At 70.6% G+C, this 23124-nt stretch carries 20 protein-coding genes; 9 read left to right on the forward strand and 11 right to left on the reverse strand.

The genetic code is table 11. The features are described from left to right. Positions 1 to 145: 145 nt before the first annotated feature. On the reverse strand, positions 146 to 1468 hold the full coding sequence (locus ACFVGS_RS17055) for a serine hydrolase domain-containing protein (protein WP_384406548.1): 1323 nt from the start codon (positions 1466 to 1468) through the stop codon (positions 146 to 148). A 185-nt stretch (positions 1469 to 1653) separates the two neighbouring features. Between ACFVGS_RS17055 and ACFVGS_RS17060 the strand changes: the two genes are divergently transcribed. Next, the gene (locus ACFVGS_RS17060; protein ID WP_384406546.1) at positions 1654 to 2256 is read left to right on the forward strand and encodes a hypothetical protein; all 603 of its coding nucleotides are present in this window, start codon (positions 1654 to 1656) and stop codon (positions 2254 to 2256) included. 181 nt (positions 2257 to 2437) lie between these two features. Here the strand turns inward: ACFVGS_RS17060 and ACFVGS_RS17065 are convergent, their stop codons facing one another. Then, entirely contained in the window at positions 2438 to 3031 is a 594-nt protein-coding gene (locus tag ACFVGS_RS17065; RefSeq protein ID WP_384406544.1) for a hypothetical protein, read from the reverse strand. Positions 3032 to 3240: 209 nt separating this feature from the next. On the opposite strand from ACFVGS_RS17065, the gene ACFVGS_RS17070 reads away from it, so the two are divergent. Then, the gene (locus tag ACFVGS_RS17070; RefSeq protein ID WP_385692883.1) at positions 3241 to 5568 is read left to right on the forward strand and encodes a hypothetical protein; all 2328 of its coding nucleotides are present in this window, start codon (positions 3241 to 3243) and stop codon (positions 5566 to 5568) included. A 144-nt stretch (positions 5569 to 5712) separates the two neighbouring features. Here the strand turns inward: ACFVGS_RS17070 and ACFVGS_RS17075 are convergent, their stop codons facing one another. From ACFVGS_RS17075 to ACFVGS_RS17085, 3 genes are all read right to left on the reverse strand, one after another. Next, the gene (locus ACFVGS_RS17075; protein WP_384406540.1) at positions 5713 to 6303 is read right to left on the reverse strand and encodes a phosphatase PAP2 family protein; all 591 of its coding nucleotides are present in this window, start codon (positions 6301 to 6303) and stop codon (positions 5713 to 5715) included. 18 nt (positions 6304 to 6321) lie between these two features. Beyond that, positions 6322 to 7404 carry a YihY/virulence factor BrkB family protein gene (locus tag ACFVGS_RS17080; RefSeq protein ID WP_384406538.1) on the reverse strand — a complete coding sequence of 361 codons (1083 nt, stop codon included), beginning with the start codon at positions 7402 to 7404 and terminating at the stop codon, positions 6322 to 6324. Positions 7405 to 7619: 215 nt separating this feature from the next. After that, positions 7620 to 7832 (reverse strand): hypothetical protein, encoded by a 213-nt coding sequence (locus tag ACFVGS_RS17085; RefSeq protein ID WP_385692884.1) that lies wholly within the window; start codon positions 7830 to 7832, stop codon positions 7620 to 7622. Between the two features lie 325 nt (positions 7833 to 8157). Here ACFVGS_RS17085 and ACFVGS_RS17090 point away from each other — a divergent pair, with 325 nt between their 5' ends. Next, the gene (locus tag ACFVGS_RS17090; protein WP_385692885.1) at positions 8158 to 8853 is read left to right on the forward strand and encodes a phosphodiesterase; all 696 of its coding nucleotides are present in this window, start codon (positions 8158 to 8160) and stop codon (positions 8851 to 8853) included. 148 nt (positions 8854 to 9001) lie between these two features. Here the strand turns inward: ACFVGS_RS17090 and ACFVGS_RS17095 are convergent, their stop codons facing one another. Together ACFVGS_RS17095 and ACFVGS_RS17100 are read right to left on the reverse strand one after the other, a co-directional pair. After that, positions 9002 to 9748, reverse strand: a complete 747-nt coding sequence (locus ACFVGS_RS17095) for a hypothetical protein (protein WP_385692886.1) — start codon at positions 9746 to 9748, stop codon at positions 9002 to 9004. A gap of 104 nt (positions 9749 to 9852) precedes the next feature. Continuing rightward, positions 9853 to 10713, reverse strand: a complete 861-nt coding sequence (locus ACFVGS_RS17100) for a helix-turn-helix transcriptional regulator (protein WP_385692887.1) — start codon at positions 10711 to 10713, stop codon at positions 9853 to 9855. A 138-nt stretch (positions 10714 to 10851) separates the two neighbouring features. Here ACFVGS_RS17100 and ACFVGS_RS17105 point away from each other — a divergent pair, with 138 nt between their 5' ends. Together ACFVGS_RS17105 and ACFVGS_RS17110 are read left to right on the forward strand one after the other, a co-directional pair. Beyond that, a complete protein-coding gene (locus ACFVGS_RS17105) occupies positions 10852 to 11631 on the forward strand; it encodes an NAD(P)H-dependent oxidoreductase (protein ID WP_385692888.1) in 780 nt (259 codons plus the stop codon). A 282-nt stretch (positions 11632 to 11913) separates the two neighbouring features. Further along, on the forward strand, positions 11914 to 12819 hold the full coding sequence (locus ACFVGS_RS17110) for a TolB family protein (protein WP_385692889.1): 906 nt from the start codon (positions 11914 to 11916) through the stop codon (positions 12817 to 12819). Positions 12820 to 12970: 151 nt separating this feature from the next. Here the strand turns inward: ACFVGS_RS17110 and ACFVGS_RS17115 are convergent, their stop codons facing one another. The 3 genes from ACFVGS_RS17115 to ACFVGS_RS17125 all read right to left on the reverse strand — a co-directional run bounded on the left by ACFVGS_RS17115 (position 12971) and on the right by ACFVGS_RS17125 (position 17898). Next, complete coding sequence (locus tag ACFVGS_RS17115; RefSeq protein ID WP_385692890.1) at positions 12971 to 13624, reverse strand: hypothetical protein; 654 nt, start codon at positions 13622 to 13624, stop codon at positions 12971 to 12973. 117 nt (positions 13625 to 13741) lie between these two features. Beyond that, on the reverse strand, positions 13742 to 15718 hold the full coding sequence (locus tag ACFVGS_RS17120) for an RICIN domain-containing protein (RefSeq protein WP_385692891.1): 1977 nt from the start codon (positions 15716 to 15718) through the stop codon (positions 13742 to 13744). A 1163-nt stretch (positions 15719 to 16881) separates the two neighbouring features. Then, positions 16882 to 17898, reverse strand: a complete 1017-nt coding sequence (locus ACFVGS_RS17125; RefSeq protein WP_385692892.1) for an alpha/beta hydrolase — start codon at positions 17896 to 17898, stop codon at positions 16882 to 16884. A gap of 118 nt (positions 17899 to 18016) precedes the next feature. On the opposite strand from ACFVGS_RS17125, the gene ACFVGS_RS17130 reads away from it, so the two are divergent. The 4 genes from ACFVGS_RS17130 (at position 18017) to ACFVGS_RS17145 (ending at position 22173) form a co-directional block, all read left to right on the forward strand. Further along, positions 18017 to 18850: an alpha/beta fold hydrolase gene (locus tag ACFVGS_RS17130; protein ID WP_385692893.1), complete on the forward strand. Its 834-nt coding sequence runs from the start codon at positions 18017 to 18019 to the stop codon at positions 18848 to 18850. A gap of 19 nt (positions 18851 to 18869) precedes the next feature. Further along, a complete protein-coding gene (locus tag ACFVGS_RS17135; protein ID WP_385692894.1) occupies positions 18870 to 19775 on the forward strand; it encodes an alpha/beta fold hydrolase in 906 nt (301 codons plus the stop codon). Then, entirely contained in the window at positions 19772 to 21367 is a 1596-nt protein-coding gene (locus ACFVGS_RS17140; RefSeq protein WP_385692895.1) for an FAD-dependent oxidoreductase, read from the forward strand. The genes ACFVGS_RS17135 and ACFVGS_RS17140 overlap by 4 nt, the downstream gene beginning before the upstream one ends. A 461-nt stretch (positions 21368 to 21828) precedes the next feature. Further along, entirely contained in the window at positions 21829 to 22173 is a 345-nt protein-coding gene (locus tag ACFVGS_RS17145; RefSeq protein ID WP_385692896.1) for a DoxX family protein, read from the forward strand. A 125-nt stretch (positions 22174 to 22298) separates the two neighbouring features. Here ACFVGS_RS17145 and ACFVGS_RS17150 read toward each other — a convergent pair whose 3' ends face one another. Beyond that, on the reverse strand, positions 22299 to 22925 hold the full coding sequence (locus ACFVGS_RS17150; protein ID WP_385692897.1) for a TetR/AcrR family transcriptional regulator: 627 nt from the start codon (positions 22923 to 22925) through the stop codon (positions 22299 to 22301). Between the last annotated feature and the right edge of the window lie 199 nt (positions 22926 to 23124).

Genomic DNA, 23124 nt, shown 5'->3' on the forward strand with positions numbered 1-23124 from the left:
GGGGGGGCGGGGGGGGGGGGGCCCGCGGGCCCGTGGCGGTGTGTGCGGGCGGGGGCTGCCCGCTGTGGCGGGGGGGGTGCTGTGCCCGCCGGCGGGGCCCCCCCCCCCCCCCCACTTCCAGGGGCCGCCCGGCGCAGGCTGCCCGTCAGCCGCGCTCGGGCAGGTCACGCTCCGCCGCGTGGTCCGTCGCGCTCCGGTTCGCCGTGCCCGTGCCGGGCGAAGCCGCCCGTGCCTTGGGCGCGTCGCCCGTCGTGGGCTTCGGGCCGCAGAAGGCAGCCTCCAAGGTGCCGCCCAGCGCCGTGTTGGCGGCACCGTGGTTCGAGGTGTTCGCCAGCGCCGCCAGGCTCCGCCGCCCGTCGCGGGTCGCGAAGGCGTACGTGTAGAAGCCCTGGACCGTGCCGGTGTGGCCGTACACCTGCGTGCCGCACGACAGGTTGTAGCGGCGCAGCCCGAGCCCGTAGAAGCGGGTGCCGGTGGTGTCCGTCGGCGTCACCGTGGTCATGGCGTCCAGCATCGCGGGCGAGAGCAGCCGGCCGCGCATCAGCGCGCTCATGAACGTGTTGAGGTCGGCGGGGGTGGAGATCACCGCCCCGGCGGACTGGGCCCACGACACGGTCTGCTCCGTGGAGTCGACCAGCGGCGAGCCCTCCTCGTCCGGGTGGAGGTAACCGCGCGCGTGCCGGCCCGCGATGCGCGTGTCCGGGTGCACGTACGACGTGCCGCGCAGCTTCAGCGGCTTGAAGATCCGCCGCTCGTAGGCGTCGGCCACCGGACGGCCCGTCAGCTTCTCGATGATCATGCCGACGACGACGAAGTTGGTGTTGGAGTAGCGGTACGTGACGCCGGGCTCCGTGGTGCGGGGCTCGGCCAGGGACAGGTCCACCAGCTCCTGGTAGGAGAACACCCGGTTCCGCACGGACTCGAAGCCCGGCACCGTGTGCTCGAACATCTTGTCCGTGTAGTCGGCGAGTCCGCTGCGGTGGGTGAGCAGATGGCGGACCGTGATCCGGTCGTCGGGCAGCAGGCCCGGCACCAGGCTGTTGACCGGAGCGTCCAGATCCAGCCGGCCCTCGTCCACCAGCTGGAGGAGCACGACCGTGGAGAAGGTCTTGCTGACGCTGCCGATCCGGAACCGCGCGTGGATGTCCATCGGCGTGCCCGTCTCGCGGTTCATGACGCCGACGGCGCGACTCCGCACGCCCTCCGGGCCGCTGTAGCGGGCCATGGCGCCCGGCGCGCCGTTGGCCATGGCGCTGTTCAGCGCGGCGACCACGCCGGCCATGTCCGGCGCGGGCGTGGACGCGGGCGCGGACCCGTGCCCGGCCGCGTTCACCCGTACGACGGAGTCGGCGGAGTCGGTGACGGCGGCTGCGGGAGCGGCAGGGGCGAGACTCCCGGTGAGTGCGGCGGCGGCGATCAGCAGGGCACCCGCGGCCGGACGACGGCGCGGCGAAAGCGAACGGAGCACGTATCCCTCGACTTCTTGGTCCGATGAGGTCGACCCGGACGATCCGGGCGACTTGCTCACCGAGCATGAGTGCCGGGACACCGGCGGGGTTCCCGCCACCGACGGCGTGTTCCGGCCATTTCTCTCCGCTGTGTCCGGAAGTCGCACGAAGGGAGCGAGACCACCGGTGCTTAAGATCGACACTCATGGGGACGGACATCGAAGGTCTGATCGAGGTGCGCGGTCTCGACGGCCGGTGGACGGCCCGGGACTGGCTACCGGACTGTGCGCTCGTGCGCGACCGCTACGCCCGGGAGTGTCTCTTCGGTTACGGCGGGGGCCTCGGCCTGGACCACGACCGGGCGCTGTTCGACCAGCGGGGCAAGCCGGACGACGTCTCGGGCGACGTGCCGGACGACGAGATCAACCACAGCCACTCGTACGCCACCTGGGCCGAGGTCGAGGCCGTCGACTGGGACGCGCCCCTGGCTGACAGACCCTCCTGGATGCACATCGGCGAGTGGCGGCCGGGCCCGCACGGCGAACTGGTTCTGCATGACGTGTACTGGACGCCGACCGAGATCCTCGACGCCGCCGAAGAGCTCTTCGGCGAGGACCTGCTGCCGCATGAGTGGCCGGAGGGCGGTGAGGTACAGCTGAACGGGGTGGTGTACCGCCCCGTGGACATCACGCCCCGCGTGTTCGCGCCACCGGACGGCGACCGCTGGGGCCCGGTGTGGGCGATGATGCGCGAGCTGGCGGCAGTGCACGGCGACGAGAACGTCCGCCTGGTGGTGTGGTTCGGCTGACGGCTGACGGCTGACGGCTGACGGCTGACGCTGACGGCTGGGCGCTGGGCGAGTCCCGCGCGGCGTGGTCGGTGCGGTCCCTGCTTGCGTTCCCCTCGCGGTGAGGCGCGCGCCGGATCAAGCGCGCACGGCGCGCACGGTCCGATCGCGCCGGGAGGCACGACGCGCCGCGTTGCGACGGCTAACTGTTGCGGTGGTGGCGGCAGGACGGATCGTCGCAGAAGGTGGGCACCTCCCACCGGCTGTCGATGCGGTGCAGGAGGCCCTCATCCGCAGGCCGGGCCGGGAGGTTGCACAGGATCTCGGTGGGGGAGTAGATCGGGCGCGCGTCGTCCTCGATGTGCTCGGGGTCGGTGTAGTGGAATTCCTCCCGGCGCTCCCAGGGCACGGTGATGTGCGGCCGGTGGTCGAGGGGGTTGTCGTCGGCGAAGGACGGGTGGAACTGCCACTGGGTTCCGAAGGCGCGGTTGTGGACCTCGCCGAGGTACCAGGCCGCGACCGCGACCAACGGCGTGTCCATCGCCGTGCGCGCCTGAGCGGGGCTGTCGAACGCGTCCCGGATGAGCGCCTCGAGCCGGGGGAGGGAATCCACGGCGAAGTCCCACGGCCCGCGGCCGGCGTGTTCCTCCGCCCAGGCGGGGAATCCGGTGCTCTGCCGTTCCAGCCACTCCTCCAGCACCTGATTGTGGGCGCTGACGTGGTCTCGCGTCTTCGCTTCGCGCACGTACTCGGCGTACTCGTCCTCGTCCATGTCGCGCGGGTCGGTCCACTCCATGCCCCGAGACTAGGCGAACCATGTGTGCGCGGTGTAAAGATCCCGCGCGGCACGTGAGTTGTCGGTGTGTCGTCAGTAATGGCGGCGTGGGCAGGCCGAGTTGAGGGCCTAGGGTAAACGTTGCTCCCGCACAGGCGCCGAACCGAGCACGGGGGCCCGTGGCGCCGCGCGAGGAAATCTGACTGACCTGGGGCCCCCAGGGGGATTCCGTGACCCAACACATACGTTCCCGACGCCGCTGGTGGGCGCGGGCAGCGATCGCGCTGGCCTGCGCCGGCGCCGTCTCGCTGACCGGGCTGCCCGGCTGGGACCAGGCCGAGGCGAAGGCGAAGCCGCCGCTGAAGCAGGGCAGGCGGTGCGACGAGGAGTACAAGGACTACTACGACTTCTCCGACGTCGTGGAAGGCGGCCTCCCGGCCGACGGATACGTCCGGCCGGACGCGGAGCGCGACGAGTACGACTACGTCAACGGGCAGAAGCAGTGGGACGGCCTGCGCGCGCCGACCGACGACGAACTCAAGGAGATCAGCGACAACCCGGACGACTACAAGAAGGGCGACAAGCGGCGGGTCTGGGCCTACTACAAGAAGGCGCAGAAGTCGACCCAGTGGAAGGGGGTGCCGTTCGAGACGTACCGGGACGACTACTACATCCCCAGGGGCGGCAACGACCCCCGCGGCAAGGCGTACATGGCCAAGCTCGTCTACGACTTCGGTCTGGTGGGTCCGGACTGGATCTGCGAGAAGGAGTTCGAGGTCGTCGACCCGGACACCAAGGAGCGCTACGTCCGGCGTGCGGACGCCTACAACAAGCGCACCGGGGAGATCGTCGAGGGCAAGTCGAACGACAAGCCCGACCCGACGCAGCGCCCCAAGGACAAGGCGCTGCTGAAGGACCCGAACCACAAGGACAAGAAGATCTCCTACGCGTACGGGCGGGAGACGAAGGGCGGCGCGAAGAACCACGACGCCGACCTGCGGAAGATCGCCCCCGACCGGGTAAAGAAGATCTCGTACAAGGCGGACGCGGTCGAGAAGGCTCCCAGCGGTACGTCGAACACCCCGACGCGTCGTGTCGACCCGTACATGAACGCCAAGCCCGGCACCAGCACCGGTTCGCGGGGCGGCGGCAACGACATGATCCAGAAGTCGCCGGAGAACCCGAGGCAGCTCGCCGACCGGCTTCAGCGCATCGGCCGGATCCCCGGCGTCTCCCAGATGCCCACTCCGGGCGGCATCGACTTCTCCACCCTCGAGATCCAGTACGTCGGCACGCCCGTGAAGGGCAAGGGCCTGGACTACTCCTTCGCCGCGAAGGAAGACCCGGACAACGACACGGTCGGCTGGGGCGGCAAGGCGAAGGCGCAGATGGCCTCGGACGCGTTCTTCACGTGGCTGGCGCTGACGCCGGACAAGTTCTGGGTGAACCTCAACCCGGACACCCCCGGCACGATCATGGACGACAAGTTCGCGTCCACGGACGCCGGCCGGGTGCTGCTGGAGGCCGACCTCCAGCTCAAGCACGACTTCTACAAGGCCATGGACCCCAAGACGGAACTCGGCAAGAACACCTGGGACCGGCTGTCCAAGGTCAACGGCTGGCCGTGCCTGACGTCGATGCGGAACTGGATCGAGCCGAAGACGGCGAAGGTGCGCGAGCAGGACGGCGGGATCTACATCCTCGACGCGCCGCTCAAGCTCCAGTCCGAGTACGCCGAGGTCAACACCCCCGGCCCCGGCGGCGGCAAGCCCTGCCAGGACTCGCTGACCAAGGCCGAGATCGAGCACAACGAGCGGGTGTTCCGCAGCACGATCGTGCCCGAGGTCGAGAAGTGGATCAACACGGACCCGCAGTACGCCGACCTGCGCCGCGTCTACAAGTCCCGCGTCGCGGCCGAGTTCGTCCGCCAGCAGGACGCCCAGCGGCCGACGGACTACCGCACCATCATCAACAGCAACGACGTGAAGCAGTGGCCGATCCGCGCCCCGCACCAGGGCTGGAAGAAGACCGACGTCTTCGACAGGTACGTCAAGGTCTTCAAGGAAGGCGAGTTCAAGTACGAGCTCACCAAGGGTGAGGAGGTCTGGGTCATCACCGTCGGCGGCGTGGACCTGTCCAGGCAGCCCAAGCGCAACGTCACCCAGGCCGAGTTCACCCTCCAGAACCGGCACCTGCCCCGCCAGACCAAGACCTCGGTCAAGGCCATGACCGACGACACCGAGCGGGAGCGGCTGCTCCTCCTCGGCGGGAACTCCAACGGCCAGAAGGACGACGACGGCAACACCCCGTCGCCCAACCCGACCGACCCGCCGAACCCGACCGATCCGCCGTCCACCCCGGCCCCGGAGCCCACCACCCCGGGCCCCGGTGACGGTGCGACGACCCCGCCGGCGAACAAGCCGGACCCCGACGGCGACCTCGCCGACACCGGCTCCGACACTCCCATCGGCCTGATCACCGGCATCGCCGCGGCGATCGTCGCCCTCGGCGGCGGCCTGATGTGGTGGATGCGCCGACGCAAGGCCCTCGGCGAGTAGCCTGACCAGGCGCTACACGCCTCTTGCAGAAGGGCCCCGACCTCCACGCTTCGGCAGGGTCGGGGCCCTTCCTGCACGATCGTCTGCGTCCCTGTCCCGCGTCACGGGGGATGCAGCACGGGCACCGGGCGGCAAGGCGGACTCCTAGCTCACCTTCCGGGCACGCCAGAGAACGACATGAAACAGCAGGCGGGGCGCATGGTGGACCAGCCTGGCGCTGGCGATGCCGATGGCGGCGCCGGCGGCGATGTCGCTCGGGTAGTGCGCTCCGGTGTGGACGCGGTCGAGGGCGACCACCGCGGTCACGGCGCCGGCCGCGGCTGCCCACCACGGGCTGCTCGCGGCCACGGCGGCTGTGAAGCCCGCAGCGGCCGCGGTGTGCCCGGAGGGGAAGGACGAGGAGTCCGGCCGGTCCTCGGCATCGTCGTGAGGGATGAGCTGCCGGGGCGGCCTGGGCCGCTTCAGGAGCTGCTTGCCGGCGGCGTTCGACAGCACTTGTGCGATGACCATGCTCAGCAGCCCGGCTGCCGCGGCCTTGCGCTGCGTGCGTCCGCCCGTTGCGGCCATGAGTACGGCCATGCCCCACCAGAGTTTGGTTCCCTCGGCTGCGGAGTCCACGGCCGGAAGGACCTGCCGGACCCAGGGGGAGGTCCAGGACGCGGCCCGGCGGGTCAGACGGCGATCGAGGCGGCGGAAGCTCTCCAGAGGACGCCTGACGACCTGCTTCCGTCCCATGGCGCATCAGTCCCTGGTTCAGTGCTCGCCCATGCCCCTGCGTTCCGCATCACTCCATTTGCGCGTGTCGCGAGGCTCGACGTAGGGCTCCCGTTCCCTGGGGTGGCCGCCGATGATGGCGCGCTCGCGGGAGAGCTCGGCGTCGAATTCCAGGCCGAGCAGGATCGCCAGGTTCGTGATCCAGAGCCAGACCAAGAAGATGATCACTCCCGCGATGGTGCCGTAGGTCTTGTTGTAGGAGGCGAAGTTCGCCACGTAGAACGCGAAGCCCCCGGAGGCGATCATCCAGATCACCAGTGCCAGGAAGCTCCCCGGCGTGATCCATTTAAAGCCGCGGCCCCGAGCGTTGGGAGAGGCCCAGTACAGGATCGAGATCATGAAGGTGACCAGCACGACCAGGACCGGCCACTTGGCGATCGACCACACCGTCAAGGCCGTGTCCCCGATGCCCAGGGCCGTACCGATCTGCCGGGCGAGCGGACCGGTGAGCACCACGAGCAGCGCACTGGCGCAGGCCAGGGCCATCAGCACCAGCGTCAGGAGCAGCCGCAACGGGGTGGTCTTCCAGACGGGGCGGCCCTCGGGGATGTCGTAGACGGCGTTGGACGTGCGGATGAACGCGGCCACGTACCCCGAGGCCGACCACAAGGCCACCAGCAGACCGACGATCGCCATGACGGTGCTCGTACCGCTGGAGGACTGCAGCTGGGTCACCGCATTGGTGATGACGTCCCGGGCTGCGCCGGGAGTGAGCTTCGTCAGATTGTCCAGGACTTGCTGCGTCGCCGACTTCCCCGAGATGCCGAGCACGGAAACCAGGACCAGCAGCCCTGGGAAGAGCGCGAGGACGCCGTAGTAGGTCAGCGCTGCCGCCCGGTCGGTCAGCTCGTCGTCCTTGAACTCCTTCAGCGTCCGCTTCAGCACAGCCCCCCACGACCTCTTGCCCATGTCCGTCGGCGCATCGGGCGCATCGCGCTCGACCTGCGGATCAGGGCCGCCTCCACCCCCGGGCCTGCCGTCGCCTTCCCGACCGGCGCCCGGGTGCCGCCGCTCGTCGTGCTGCTCCTGGTCATCGCGCTTTCGCTGCCATAGAGGTGCCATGCCGTGCGAGTAACCCGAATGCCGCCCTACGAACCTTCAGCCGGCCTCCGTGCTCCCGCTTGCGGAAGACGAAGGCAACCAGCTGGGCGTCTTCCTCCCCGCCGTTCGACCGGTTGCACCGTCAACAAGTGACCGAACAGGCTGGTCCGCTGGTCACGTGCACCCTCGGTACGGCGTCGGTCACCGGCCGGGTCCTTCTCTCTGCGCCCGAATGACTACCGTCGTTTCGGTCTGATCAGCGAGGCCGTGCGGCGGAATCGTGAGCGGGTTCGGGGCACCCGGGCGGTCCACCAGGCCGTCAGCCAGGCCGCCTCCATGACGGCGTCGAGCAGGTAGGTGGCGGGGATCCGGCGCAGCGGCACGTAGACCACGTCGGCGGCCAGGAGGGTGAGGGCGCTGCCGGTGCCGACGCAGCGGGCGTGCCGCATGCCTTCGGAACCGGGTCCGGCGAGCAGCAGACTGATGCCGGTGGCGGCCAGCAGGGCGCCGTTCGTGCGCTGCTCGCCAGCGGTCGGTCTTGGGGCCGTAGACCGCTTCGAAGCTTCTCAACGACAGGACGGGCCACATGCCGCCCACCACATTGAACAGTCCCTGGGCGCGCGCCACGATCACCGCATCGGACATGACCGCCTCCTTGCTCCGGCCTTCCGGCGGGGCGCCTGCCCCGCTCGGACCGCTCCACACCGTACGTGTCGGCTGCGTCCACCCGGGTAGGCGCGGGCCATGCCTGACAGCCCTGGCGCAGGTGGCGTCGTGAGCGGCCCGGAGCGCCTGGCGTTCCGGGCCGCGCGCGCCGTGAGCCGCGTGCGCGGGCGGCCCGCGTTGCACCCGCGCGGGGTCGTCCTCACCGGCCGGCTCGTCGTGGCGGCCACCGGGCCGCCGTGGGGAGTGGCATGGCTCGACCGGCCCGGCACGTACGCGGTGACGGCGCGCTGGTCCAGGGCCGCCGGCCTGCCCCAACCACTGCCGGACGGCCTCGGCCTCGCCCTCCGGATCGAGGACGCCGACGGTGCCGGTCGCCCGGTGGATCTGCTGATGACCAGCAGCGGCCGCGGCCGGCTCGCCCGCCACCTCCCGCTTCCCCGCCGCTCCGCCGACGCGGGGCCGTACTCGACCTTGCTGAACTACACCGTAGGCGCGCGCAGGGGCGTGATCGCGGCCTTCCCGCCACCCGGTGCCGCCGCGCTCCGGGCCGACCCCGTACTGGTCGGCCGTGCCTCGCAGACACGTCCGCTCGAGTTCGAGCTCTGCTTCGGCGCACAGGAGCACTGGCATCCGCTCGCCCGGCTCACCCTGCGGCATCGGCCGGGGAGCGGCGACAGCGGGTACGCGTTCGACCCGTACCTCACCCCGGTGCGCGACTTCGGCCCAGGCCACCGACTGCGCGCGCTGCGGACCGCTGCGTACGCGGGATCCCGCACCGGACGGCACGCGAGACACCAACCCTGAGCGGGACGCTCAAGCGCCGGCCAAGGACACCGAAGCCGAACCCGCCGCCTGTCACCCTTCCTCGGCCGCGCGCCACCTGCCACCCGCCGCCTGTCGCCCTTCCTCGGCCGCGCGCCACCTGCCACCCCGGCGCCCGCCGTGCGGCCGCCTACGAGCGTCCCCGGACCTTCCTGAGGATCTCGTCCCGAAGCCTCACGCGATCTGCGTCCCTGCGGAAGCGAAAGCCCTTCTGCCTGTCGACTGCTTCAGCCAGCCTCCTGGCCTGGCCTTCGTCGAGTTCGTCGACCATCTGCGCCGCGAGCCGCATGGCGTGATACTGCTCGAACGGGCTACGGGGCCGTGTGATGGCGGCGAGGGCGGCTTCGAAGTTCCGCAGTTCGGGCCTGGCCTGCATCATCGCCAGGGCGGTGATGCGTTCTTCATCCGTACCTTCCCGCAACCAGCGCAGGACCTCGGCCGACTCGAAGGACCGTGCCTGCGCCAAGCGGCGCGCGCGGGCGATCACCTCTTCCAGGGCCCGGGTGCGCGCGGCACCAGGACGCATCGACCCGCGCACCGAGCCGTAGTCGGCGGCGATCGGTCCCGCAGCGTCCAGCAGGGTCCTCGCCTCCGCTCGCAGCTGGCGCGCCGTGGCGGCGTCGCCCAGACGTTCGGACTCCTCCGCCAGGGCGAACCTCTCCGCCGCGGCGGCCCGAAGCCTCAGGGTGGCCCCTCCGAACTCAAGGCTCTCGACATGACTGCCCAGCAGACCAAGGAGGAGCAGGACGCCCCCGAACACGATCAGCGCCGCCGCGCCGGTCCCGTTCTGGGTCGCGAAGACCGCGAACGCCCCCAGTCCGAATGACCCCGCGCCCACGACGACGGTGAGCGTGCGCAGGGCCGGCGTGAACCACACGGTCGCGGCTCTCGTCCTCACCGGCCTCTCCGCTTCTGTCGGGGTGGGCACGAAACTACCGCCAAACCAGGACGTACGCGGTCAGCAGCGGCTTCGTGTTGGGATCAGCGGCGGAGCTCGTCGGTGTCGATGACCTCCACCAGGGGATGGGTGTGAGGACTGTCCGAGCCCAGGCCCGCGAGCAGGCGCAGTGCGTCCTCGGAGGGACTGTCGGGGGCCGCGGACATGACCACCAGCTCCATGCCCGATTCGTTCGGCAGAGCGAAGTTCTCGTGGTGCAGTTCCAGCAGTCCGACCAGCGGGTGACGGTACGCCTTGCGTCCATGGGTGCGGGCGCGCACGTCCGCACGCGCCCAGAGGCGCCGGAAGCGCTCGCTGCCCATCGCCAGCTCGCCGATGAGGGAGGCCAGGCGCGGGTCGTCGGGGAATTTGCCGACGGCCAGGCGCAGATGCCCGACCACGTCGACGGTGCACTGCTCCCACTCCGCGTAGAGGCCCCGCTCGGCCTCCTCCAGGAAGATGTGCCGCGCGGTGTTCAGGCCTGGGATCGGCCGGCCGAAGAGGAGGCCCGCGAGGCGGTTCCCTGCGAGCACGTCCAGGCGATGGTCGGTGATGAGCGCGGGTGCGTCGGGGACCAGGCCGAGGACGCGCAGGAGTTCCGGACGGACCCGGCCGCCCGGTGCCTTCGCCGGGCGGCGGCGCTGTCGCGCGAGCCGGTAGAGGTGCCCGCGTTCGGTCGCGTCGAGGCCGAGGACGCGGGCGAGTGCGTCGAGGACCTGCTCGGAGGGCTGCTTCGCGCGGCCCTGCTCCAGCCGTACGTAGTAGTCGACGCTGACTCCCGACAGGTGCGCCACTTCTTCGCGGCGCAGCCCTTCGACCCGGCGGCGGCTGTCGGTGGGGATGCCGAGAGCCGCCGGGTCGACCCGGGAACGCCAGGTCCGCAGGAAACCCGCAAGATCGTCCATGTCCTCAGTATGTCGTCGGGACTGCCCGGGAAGGTGGTCCCGTCAGTACCAGGAAGTCCGGTCCGTCGGACGAGGCGTCCCTGAACAGCGGGCGCCCCGGCGCCCAGGATCGAAGGCATCCGATCCGAAGGAGTTCCCATGAAGACGCTGATCGTCTACGCCCACCCGGAGCCGAAGTCGCTGAACGGCTCCCTGAAGGACCTCGCGGTGTCCACGCTGGAGGCCGCCGGGCACGAGGTACGGGTGAGCGATCTGTACGCCATGAACTGGAAGGCGGTCGTGGACGCCGCGGACTACGGCCCCGACGCCTCGACCCCGTTGCAGGTCGCCCGCGACTCGGGCCGGGCCTTCGACGCCGGGACGCTCACCCCGGACGTCCGCGCCGAGCAGGAGAAGCTGCTGTGGGCCGACACGGTCATCTTCCAGTTCCCGCTGTGGTGGTACACGATGCCCGCCATCCTCAAGGGATGGGTCGACCGGGTGTTCACCTACCACTTCGCCTACGGCGTCGGCGAGCACAGCGCCACCAGGTACGGCGAGCGCTTCGGCGAAGGCACCCTCGCGGGCCGAAGGGCCCTGCTGTCGGTGACCGCCGGCGGCCCGGAGTCGCACTACGCCGCCCGCGGGATCAACGGCCCCATCGACGACCTGCTGTTCCCGATCCACCACGGCATCCTGTACTACCCGGGCCTCGACGTGCTGCCCCCGTTCGTGCTGTACGGCACCGACCGGATGACCGACGAGGACTACCAGGACGTCGCCAAGGCGTGGCGACAGCGCCTGCTCACCCTGGAGTCGACCGAGCCGATCCCGTTCCGGAAGCAGAACTTCGGCGACTACGAGATCCCCTCGCTGCACCTGAAGGAGGGTCTGGAGCCGGCGGGCCGCACGGGTTTCGGCCTTCACGTGCGCGGCTGACCCCGAGCACTGGACAGGAGTGAGCGCAGCGCCACTGCGGGCCCCGCCGACCGTCAGGCCGGCGGGGCCCGGTCCTCTGCCGCCTCAGCTGCCGGTCGATCCCTACGCGTTGCCGGTCGCGCCGGCCCGGGACCCGCCGGGCCAGGGCTGCCCCTGAGTGGCGGAAGGCCGGCGCCGCGGCCGGCCGCCCCGAACAGCAAGGTGACTTGACGCTTCGGGGCGTTCCCATGGACGGTCGACGCCTGGGTTTCCGGTGCACACTGCGCGAAGGGATCTTCCGACATGAACCTGAGACCGGTCCGTACGGCCGCCGCCGTACTCGCCGCCGTGCTCGCGGGTGTTCTGCTGCCCGGCGGCCATGCCCAGGCCGCCACGCCCGCTCCGATCGTCTTCACCCGGCACTGGCTCGGCGGACCGCTGGAGGACCTCTACTCCGTCTCGCCGAGCGGGGGCTTCCCGAACCGGGTCACCGCCACGCCGGACACCAGCGAGGTGATGCCGGCGTGGCGGCCCGACGGTCTCCAGCTCGCCTACGCCCGACAGAGCTTGGGCGAGCCGGCGCAGCGGATATGGACCACGTCGAGCAGCGGTCCGGTGCCGGTGCCGGGCACCGAGGACGGGCGCGACCCGGTCTGGTCGCCGGACGGGAAGCGGATCGCGTTCGCCAAGTGGGTCGGCGGTCAGAACGAGCTGTTCGTGGTGACCCCTGGCTACGCGCCCGTCCGGCTCACGTACAACACGGTCGACGACCTGGAGCCGTCCTGGTCCCCGGACGGCATCTTCCTGGTCTTCACCCGGCGCGACGCGGCGGGTCACCAGTCCCTCGTACGCCTCAACCCCTGGCAGATGGAGGAGGCACCGGTCACTCCGCCGGGCACCCTGGGGGACAGCGACCCGGACTGGTCGCGCACGGGCTGGATCGTTTTCAGCAGGACCGACACGCTCGGCACGGCCCACCTGTACGTGTGCCGCCCGGACGGCACGTCGCTGCGCCAGATCACGGCGGGCCGCCTGAACGACACGGACCCCGCCTGGTCGCCGGACGGCTCACGCCTGGTGTTCTCGCGCGGCGGCTACGACGACACGGACCCGATGAACCTGTTCACCGCCGCCGCCGACGGCTCCGGCCTGACCCAGGTGACCTTCGGCGACACGCTGGACTTCCAGGCCGACTGGGGTTCGCCTTGAGGCCGGCGTACTCACGGTGTTGACTCGGCGCTGCCTGGCCGCCCCGTGCCGCCAGGCGGGCAGTCGCAGGCCTCCGACGGGAGCGCCTGCCGGCGGATCAACGGCCTCAAGGCCGCGCCGCTTCAGGCAGGGCATCCGGCGTCGCCGGATTTCAGTGTTTGTGGGTGCGGGTTCGGCGTACGAGCATGCCGACTGCGGCGCCGACGAGCGCGAATCCGGCCAGGCCGGCCACGGACCATTCGACTGTGCGGTCTTTGTGGTCGTCTGCCGGGCGCGCGGCGGGAGAGGACGGCACGGGCGCCGTCGCGGACGGGACCGTCGCGGACAGGTTGGGCGCGGCGGCCGTCGTGGGGACTGGAGCGGACGCGGTCGGGGGCTTGTGGGGGCCGGGTGGTGACGGGTCGACCACGGGGACCGAGACTTCTCCTTCCGCGTGGCCGAGGGCGGGGAAGCCGACGTCGACGGTGATCTTCCAGGTACCGGGGGCGAGGGTTTCGGCGGTCCTCCAGCCGGTGCGCCTGCCGGGGTCGCGGACGAGCGTCCAGGGGCCCAGGGATCGGGTTCCGTCCGGGCTGGTCGCGTTCACGGTGGCGGCGACGGTCTCGTCGACGGCATCCCCGTCGTTGTCCCACGTGATGTCGGTGGTGATGTGGCCGTCACGCTGGCCGGTCACGACCACGTCGAGGGTGTCGCCGTGGGCTTGGGCGATGGTGGGCAGGGCCAGGGCGTGGACGTGGAGCGTGAGCAGGAGGCCGAAGCTGACGCCGAGACCGGTGCCGGTGCGGAGAGTGCGTTGTGTTCGCATCGTCGTGGTGTTCCTGGTGCGTGGGTGCGGTGGGTTGGCGCCGGTGGACGGCCGTGGTGGCCGTCCACCGGCGCCCGGCCGGCGCGGAGGCCGGCGTCGCCTGGGTTCAGGCCGGGGTCAGGAGGCCTTCTGGACCGTCCATGCCTGTGTCGCGCCGCCGTTGGTGGCCTGCAGATCGAGCAGCCAGCTCCCGTAGTAGGGGCGGTTGCTCACGGTCAGGGCGTAGGCGCCGCTCGGGTCGGTCACGGTGACCGCTCCGTTGCGGCTGGTCAGCTTCCACCTCTGCGTGGCGGCGTTGCCGCACGCCTGCTGGGCGATCCACATGCCCTGGGCCGGGGCTCCGCCCGTCTGCAGGCACTTGCCGGAGACGGCGGAGCGGATGCGGAAGAGTCCGCTGCCGGCGTCGTCGAACAGCCACTGCTGCTGGGCGTAACCGGTGGCCCGCGCCCCGACGAGCACCGTGCCGTCGGCCGAGCGCCCGCCCCAGACCTCGGCGGCCATGCCGGTGCCCGCGTTGCCCAGGGTGTAGCGGGTGCCCGGGGTGGTCGCGCCGCCGTCCGCCGCGGCCGTGCGGAAGGTGGTGGTCCGTCCGGCGCCGCTGTCACGGCCGGACCGGTCACGGACCGAGACGGCGACCTTGTACGTGGTGCCGGGCTGGAGGTTGTAGATGCGCAGGGCCTGCGACTGCACCCAGGTCAGGTGCCTGTCGTTCAGCAGGACCTGGTACCAGGCGGCGCCGTCCACCTGGGGCCAGCTCACGACCGCGGCCGTCGACTGGATCTGGCTGACCGTCACCGGCGGCCCGCCGGTGGGCTGCCGGGTGGGCGTCGGCGTCGGTGTCGGGGTGGGCGTCGGAGTGGGGTTCGGGTCGGGACCGGTGCCGCCCGCGGACCGCATCAGGAACTGGTTGTCGGCGATGTTCCAGTGCGTGGCCAGATAGCTGCCGGCCCTGGGACTGGTGTGGAAGTAGTCGTCGTGATTGCAGTCCAGGATGTTCTCGGCCGCCTGGTTGGTGCACACGTAACGCATCTGGGGGTAGTACGGGGTGTCCGAGTAGCACATGACGTCGTACTCGTCCGTGCAGTGCGCGCCACGGCTGGTGTTGGGCGCGCTGTTGTTGACCGCGCCGAGGTTGTGTCCCAGTTCGTGCGCCGCGGTGTGGCCGCCCCAGCAGCCGGCGTCCGTACGTCCGTAGGACGGGCCGAAGTTGCTCTGGTTGTTCTGGCCCGGCCGTTCGTCACCGGCGAAGGTGCCGATGCCGCAGTAGACCTTGGTGTCCGCGAAGATCATGTACTTGCGGTCGCGCCGGTTGAGGCCCTTGTCGGCGAGCGCCCTGTTGGTGGCGCTGAACTCGGCGAGCGCGGAAGCCGGGAGCTCGATGTTGAGCACGGTCGGCGTGCAGTCGGCCGCGGTCACGTAGCGGATGTGCCGTACGCCGCCGGTCTCCTTGGCACTCGTGGCGTAGATGAGGTCGGCGTCGGCGGCCCACTTGCGGAACGAGGCGGCGTACTCGGCGTACCGGTCGCGGTCGGGGCCGTGTACGTAGACGACCTGCACGCGGTTGCCGGTGCTGCCGTCACCGTCGCACTGGACGGTCTGACCGGCGGGGCCCGCGGCGGCGGTCTGGCTTCCCGACGTCGCGGCGGGCTCGGGGGCCGCGGCGGCCGCGGCCCTGGCCCCGGCGGCGTCGGCGGCGGGCGCGTCCTGCGGGCGCTTGGCCGGGGGCGTCTTGGCGGTCACGGCGGGAGCCACGTCCGCCTTGATGTTCACGCCCTTGGGCGGAGCGTCGGGACCATGGGTGCACAGTCCGGCGTTGGTGCGGTAGACGCCCGTGCAACGGTCGCCCTTGGCGGCCGCTTTGAGCCCGTCGTAGACCAGGCCCCGCCGGGTGTCGTTGGCGGGCTTCTTGGCGATGGGCTCCGGCTCCTCGTCCCGGGCCGGCACCGCGGCCGGCGCGAGGGGTGCTGCCGGGGCTCCGGTCTGCACGGGTATGCCCTGTGCGGACGTTCCTGCCTGAGCGTCGCCCCCGATGCCGGCGTACGCGACACCTGCCGCGATCACCGCCGCTGACGCCACGGCGACGGTGGCGAGCATCAATCCCCTGGGCCTACGTCTGTGTTGACGCTTCTTGCGATGACTAGTCATGCGCACCTCAAATCCTTGGTCGGAGGAGTGGGTGGCGGAAGCCTGCCAGACGCGCCCGGTGGAGAATTCGGGCAAACGGGAATGGCTGTCGAGATATCAGACCGTTACCTTCCTGGTCTGATCTGATGAACACTCAATTCCCTTGGAAATGCGGCCAGTTGGAAGTCAGCGCGTGAAAGGTTCAGGCCTTTCCGGGAATCTCGTTATCAAATCGAGATATACGGACCGAGCTTGTTGACGGTAATTCAGTTTGGGATTCACCTAATTACTACCTCGTGAATTCCCTTCGTCACCAGCCGTGAGCGATCTCGACTCCTGTCGTGCCGCTGCCGCACCCCGCTCTCTGGCACCCACGCTCAACGTCACGAGCCGGTTGGGCTGTTGGCGTGGCCGCCAGTCCGTCCTCGACATGTGTACACACTGGAGTGGAGCGGCCCGCGCAACGGAGTGGCCGGGTCACATCTGGGTCCACAGGTCCAGGGCGTACTGGATCACCTCCCGGGCGGCGCCGGCGGGAACACCTGGACAGCTCGTCATGCCAGGCCACGGTGGGTGGAGATAGTGTTCAGCGAGGGGGTCAGACCGAACGGGGAAGGCCTGTGGGGGAGATGTCGGCGCGATACCGGCTTGCCGCTGAGTTACGGGCGCTGCGTGATGCTTCGGGCCTGTCGTACGGCGCGATCGTGTCTCAGGCCGCCAGGTTGACGCCGCCGGTGAAGCTCGGCCGGAGCAAGCTCAGTTCCTGGTTCTCGGGCACGAACGTCCCGCAGAGCGATGACGACACTGCGTTCAGATACCGCATCCAGCTGCTGGAGGCCCGGGCGAGGAAGGCCGGCGTTGCGCCGCGGGGAATCGACTGGTGGCGTGCCCGGCGCGAGGAAGGAGCCGCGGAGCGCAACTCGTCCTCGGCGCCGCAGCACCCGGCGTATCGCCAACCTGGCACTCCTGGCGCTCCTGGCACGCAGGCACCCCGGCGCGTTCCGGCCGGCTGGGCAGCGCACCGCCTTGGGCGCTACTGCCCCCAGTGCCTGGCCTCCAATGGGCAGCCCGATCCACTCTCGACTCACCGAGCTGGCCTGGTCGCCGAGGCTGGTTCGGCATGTCCGGGGCGGTCAGGGCATTGCCAGGGCAGTTCGCAGAGCCTCGAGCGCGGCAGTGCGGAAAGCGGTCATCGAGGGTGCTCTGCCGTCGAGCAAGGCATCAGCACCGTGGTACATGCCTGGTTCGAGCCGCAGCTCGCAGGCGACGCCGGCCTCGTTCAGGCGTCGGGCGTAGTCGACGTCTTCGTCGTGGAACAGGTCGAGGTCGCCCACGCCGATCCACGCGGGCGGCAGCCCGGCGAGGTTCCTACGCCTTGCCGCCGCGATGTAGGGGCGTTCGTCGCGGTCCTGTGGCGGGCGGCCGAGGTAGGAGGTCCAGGCGAAGCGGTTGGAGTCCGGGGTCCAGGTGTGGATGGTGCTGTCGGGAGGGTCGGCGCGTAGGGCCGTGCGGTCGTCGAGCATGGGGTAGACGAGGAGTTGGAACCGGACCGGTACTCCGGAGTCGTGGGCGCGCTGGACTACGGCGGCGGCGAGTCCGCCTCCGGCGCTTTCGCCGCCGACGGCGATGCGGGTGGGGTCGATGCCGAGGGCGGCGGCGCTGGCGTGAAGCCAGCGGAGCGCACCGAAGCAGTCGTCCAGGGCTGCGGGGTACGGATTTTCGGGTGCGAGGCGGTAGTCGACGCTGACGACCAGGGCGCCGAGTTCGTCGGCGACGCGGCTGCACCAGGTGTTCTCCTGCCGAGCGGCGCCCATGACGGTTCCTCCGCCGTGGATCCAGAGCAGCGCTGCGCGCGGCGCTCGGCCTGATGCCTGGTAGGTGAGCACCTCTGCGGGGAGGTCGTCGGCCGTGGCCGGGAGCGTGTGCCGCTCGACGCGGACGCCGGGCCTCACGGCGGCTCCCGCCAAGGGCACGAGGCGGCGGGCGATGGCCAGAGTGACCGGGTTGCCGAAGTTCAGCGGGAGGTAGAGCACGGGGTGCCACAGCTCGCGGGGGACTGCCGCCAGAGCGCGGCGACGCGTGCTGATCGCCGCAGCAGCGCCGAGGGTCGCCGCGGCGCCCAGTCCACCGAGAACGCGTCGGAGTGTCATGTACTGCGTACCTTCCGTTCGGGCAGGAGTCGGCCGAGGCGCCGCGCCGCGCCACACCGCGCCCGCGACAAGGGCTTCCACTTGACACGACCACCTTATCGGCAACAGTGTATCCATTATGGATATCTGGTCCGAGCCCCAGCTCGATTCCCGGTTCGTCGAGGTGGACGGCCTGCGGATCCACTACAAGCGCGCTGGGCACGGCCCGGCGCTCGTGCTGCTGCACGGCAGCGCCTCGTCCCTGCAGCACTTCGACCGCGCGACGGATCTGCTGTCGGATTCGTTCGACGTCATCCGTCCCGACCTGCCGGCGTTCGGACTGACGGGCCCGCGCAAGGATCGCGACTACCGCATCCCGGCGTACGCCGCGACGGTGGCGGGCTTCCTGGAGGCGCTGAACGTGCCGCGCTACGCGTTGGCCGGCAATTCCCTGGGCGGCAACATCGCCTGGAACGTCGCACTGGATCACCCGGAGCGGCTGACCGGCCTGGTACTGGTCAATGCCACCGGCTACCCGGAGAAGACGGTGCCCGCGGGGATGCGCCTGACCCGCAACCCGCTGGTGCGGCCCCTGCTGAGGCGGGTGATGCCGCGCGGGGCCATCGAGCGCAGCCTGCGCGAGGCAGTCGGGCCGCATGCGCAGATCGTGGACGACGCCATGGTGGACCGCGCCCATCAGCTCATGAGCCGCCCCGGTAACCGCTCGGCCTTCGTCGACTTCTGCAACACCGACCAGCCGGACCGCAGCTCGCAGATCCCCCGCATCACGGCGCCCACGCTGGTGCTGCGCAGCGCGGGCATCGACGGCCAGCACTTCGCCCGCGACATCCCCGGCGCCCAGGAGCTCGTCCACCCCCACGGCGGACATCTGCTGCCGGAGGAGGAACCGCGGTGGGTCGCGGACGCGATCGCGACGTTCCTCGGCTCCTGCGCCGACACCCCCGCGAACTGAAGGCAAGGAGGCCCGTTCCATGAAGTACTTCGTCGCCTCGGGCGAGGACCGCGAACTCACCGCCGACTCGCGCAAGGCGCTGCGCGGCAGTTTCATCGAGCTGTCCGACGGTGTCACCCACTACGAGCTGACGGGGCCCGAGGACGGGGACGTGGTCCTGATGGCGGGGGGTCTGACCATCCCGCTGTTCTACTGGGACGGCCTCGTCGCCGAGTTGCACGCCCACGGGCTGCGCACGCTGACCTGCAGCGCCTACGGTCGCGGCTACTCCGACCGGGTGCGGGCACGGTACGACGAGACGCTGTTCACCCGGCAGCTGGCCGAGCTGACGGACCGGCTCGGCCTGACGGCGCGACCCCTGCACCTGGTCGGCACCTCCATGGGTGCCCTCGTCGCCATGACGTACGCCGCCCAGTACCGCTCGCGGGTGTCCACGCTCGCCATCGTCGGCCCCGCCGGTCTCGCGAAACCTCGGCCGGCCTCCCCCGACCGGCTGCTGCGCAGCGACCTGCTGGCCGGAGTGGTGGCCCGCCGTCGCGGCCTCCGGCTCCTCCAGGGGCACCTCGGGCACAACGTCCGGGACCCCGAGCTCGGCGCGGAACTGACCGAGATGGTCCTCGACTGCCTGCGCTTCGAGGGCTCGATGTACGCGGTCTTCGACACCCTCCAGCACCTGCCCCTCAGCGGCCGTGACGACCTCTTCCGGCGGACGGGGGCGCTGGGCATTCCGACGCTGCTGCTGTGGGGCGACGAGGACACCGTCACGCCGCCGGTTCACTTCGACACGGCGCGCGTCCTGCTGAAGCCTCACAGTCATCACATCATTACCAAGTGCGGGCACATGGCCCCGTTCGAACGGCCCCACGACGTCGCCGACCAGCTCGTCCCGTTCGTGTCCGCACGCACCGAAAGGCTCGACCCATGAACAACGACCCGCAGACCATCGACGTCCTGGTCATCGGTGCCGGCCCTTCGGGCTCCGCCTTGGCGATCGACCTCGTACGCCGCGGACTCGACGTCCGGATCGTCGACAGGTCCCCCCACGCTTTCGACGGCTCGCGCGCCAAGGGCATCCAGCCCCGCAGCCTCGAAGTCCTCGAAGACCTCGGCGCTCTCGACGACGTGCTGGCCGGCGGCGACCTCTATCCCAAGCTCGGGCTCCATGCCGGACCCCTCAGCGTGCCGTGGAAGATGTTCCCCCACGCGGAGCCGACCCCGGACGTCCCGTACCCGAACACCTGGCTGATCCCGCAGTTCCGCACGGACCGCGCCCTGCACGCCCGGCTCGGTGAGCTCGGCCGCGAGGTCGAGTTCGGCAAGGAACTGACCGAGCTGACGCAGGACGAGGACACGGTGCTCGCCACGGTCGTGGGCGCGGAAGGGGCCGAGGAGATCGTCGCCCGCTACGCCGTAGGGGCCGACGGCGGCTCCAGCGCGGTGCGCAAGCAGCTCGGCATCGGTTTCGTCGGGACGACGGACGAGTCCGACCGCGTGCTGATCGTGGACGCCTCCGTCAGCGGCCTGGCCCGTAACCGGTGGCACATGTGGCCCGGCCTCGGCGGCAAACTCATCGCCGCCTGCCCGCTCCCCGGCAGCGACATGTTCCAGTGGATGATCCGGCTGACGCCCGACGAGGAGCCGCCTCAGGAGATCGGCGCCATCGTCGACCGGATCCACTCCCACACCCGCAACCGGCGCATCCAGCTGCACGAGATCCACTGGAAGTCCGTGTTCCGGCCCAACATCCGTCTTGCGAAGCACTACGGCCGCGGCCGGGTCTTCCTCGCCGGCGACGCCGCGCACGTCCACACCCCGGCCGGCGCCCAGGGCCTGAACACCGGCATGCAGGACGGCTACAACCTCGGCTGGAAGCTCGGCCAGGTCCTCGCCGGCGCCGACCCCGCCCTCCTTGCCACCTACGAGGCCGAGCGGCAGCCGATCGCCGCCGGCGTCCTGGGCCTGTCCACGGAGAAATGGGGCGGCATCGCCAAGCTCGACCCCTCCAGCATGAAGCGCGGCAAGGACGAGCAGCAGCTCTCCCTGACCTACTACGGCGGCCCGCTCGCCCCCACCGACGGTGGCGACTCCGGCACGCTGCGCGTGGGCGACCGCGCCCCGGACGCCCGCCTGCTCAGCGCCGACGGCGCCGAGACCCGCCTGTTCGACCTCTTCCGGGGACCGCACTTCACCGCCATCGCCTACGGCCCCGGCGCCGCCCGGGACCTCGAACTCCTCGACTGGCCGACGACGGGCGCCCCGCTGAAGCGGCTCACCGTCGTACCGGCCGCAGGCGACGGCCGCGCCTTCTCCGACCCCAAGAACACGCTGCGCGGTGCCTACGGCCTGACCGGCGACACGCTGCTGCTGATCCGTCCCGACGGCTACATCGGGTACATCGCCACCCGGGACTTCCTCACCACCACACAAGCCGCCGTGCGGGCGATGACGCCCCAGGCAAGGAGCCGCACCATGTCCCAGCCGAGCCACACCCACCCCGGTTCGGGGGCCGCTGAATAGGCCGCATACTGCTGCGCGGGGCGCAGGTCGTCACGATGACGCCCCACCGGCCGGACGCCGAGCATGTCGACATCCTCGCCGTCGCGAGACCATCGCAGCCGTCGGCAACGTCATCGAGGCGCCCGACGCCGGGGTCGTCGACTTCTCCGGCCGCGTCATCACCGGCCATCCCGAGCTGGAACAGCTGTCGCAACGCCCTGGAGCACCATCCCGAGGAGGACTCCCACGCTCCGGGCGGGTGGCTGGGCACGCTGCGCGACGAATGCCCAGGAGTGGACGGTCGTCGACAAGCCCCGACCTGATCGACTCAATCGCCCGTCCGGTCGCCGAGTGCTGCGCCCGGCCGGCAACCCGACCGCGCCCGACACATCCAATAACGGTCTCGTGACGACCTGCTCGCCACAAGGTCGTCACCCTTGACGCCCAAGCCGCCATGACGCCGACACCCCGGGAAAGACCTCATGATCCTCACCATCACCCTCGCCTGCGCCATCGTCCTGATCTTCGGGGCAAGCGGAGTGCTCAACACACTCGCGTTGCCGAAGGCACGCGAGCTGGCCGCCGAGACCGGCTTCTCCGTCGCCGCCTACCGCCGCATCGGCGTGCTGCAACTGGCAGGAGTCGCGGGCGTGGCGCTCGGCCCCGCCGTGCCGTCGCTCGGCGGCCTCGCGGGGGTCGGCCTTCTCCTGCTGCTCGCCGGAGCTGTGGTCGTACACCTGCGCAAGGGCGACCCGGTTGCCAAATTCGTGCCCGCTGCCGTGTGCGCGGTGCTTGTCGCCTCATACCTCTGGGCCTTGTTCGCCTGAGGCGCCGCGGATCCAGTCCACGCCTCCGCCGATGGGCAGCTCCGGCAGTTTCGCCCTGGAAGCAATGCCGCCCCGAGCTGTGATTTCACAGTCCGACGGCCTCAGATTCGCATCGTCCTGGCTGGTCAGGCGTCGTCGCGCAGGTGGGCAAGCCCGCTGAGAAGGAGTTCGAGGCCGAAGGAGAACTCGTCCTCGATCGGAACGGGCATCGACCCGGCGACGGTGACCGTTGCCGGGAACAAGGCCGGATCGGCGCTCTGAAACACGGCGGACAGGTGCGCGTCGTCGCGTTGCCCGCCGCCGCCATGACCGTTGACCTGTATGGCGAATCCGAGGACGTAGCGGGCGAGGGTGGCGAAGGTGTGCGCGGCCAGTCGCGGCGGGAAGCCGCTGTCGAGCAGCGCCGCGAGACAGTGTTCCCGCAGCGCCATGGCATTCGGCCCCAGCGGTATCTCTTCGGCCATCAGGCGCGCCGCGTTCCGGTGGCGGGCCAGGGCCTCGAACATGGTGTGCGCGACCGTCCGCAGCGCTTGCTGCCAGCCCATCGCGCGGAGTTCGTCGCCGTTCAGTTCCACGGCACCGAACATGCGGTCCACGACATGGGCGACCAGCGCTGTCCGGTTGTCGAAGTGCCGGTACAGCGTCGCCGTGCCCGAGCCCAGGCGCTGGGCCAGCGTCCGCATCGAGAGGGCGTCGGCCCCTTCATCGTCCACGATCTCCAGTGCGGTGGAGACGATGCGCTCCAACGGCACGGGCGGACGCCCCGGGCCCCGACCCGATGCCTGGGTCGCTCGCGTAGGACCAACTGCTGCCACGGAAACGTCCACCTCCTCGCCCAGCACCATAACAGCAACACCGTATCCACTATGGAGACCGCCGGTCGGACACCGAGTGGCGATGCCCCCTTCGATCCGCCGTACCTGGACGCGACCTACTGCACAGCCCGTGTCG

The sequence above is a fragment of the Streptomyces sp. NPDC127114 genome (assembly GCF_042677525.1).
Taxonomy (GTDB): Bacteria; Actinomycetota; Actinomycetes; order Streptomycetales; family Streptomycetaceae; genus Streptomyces.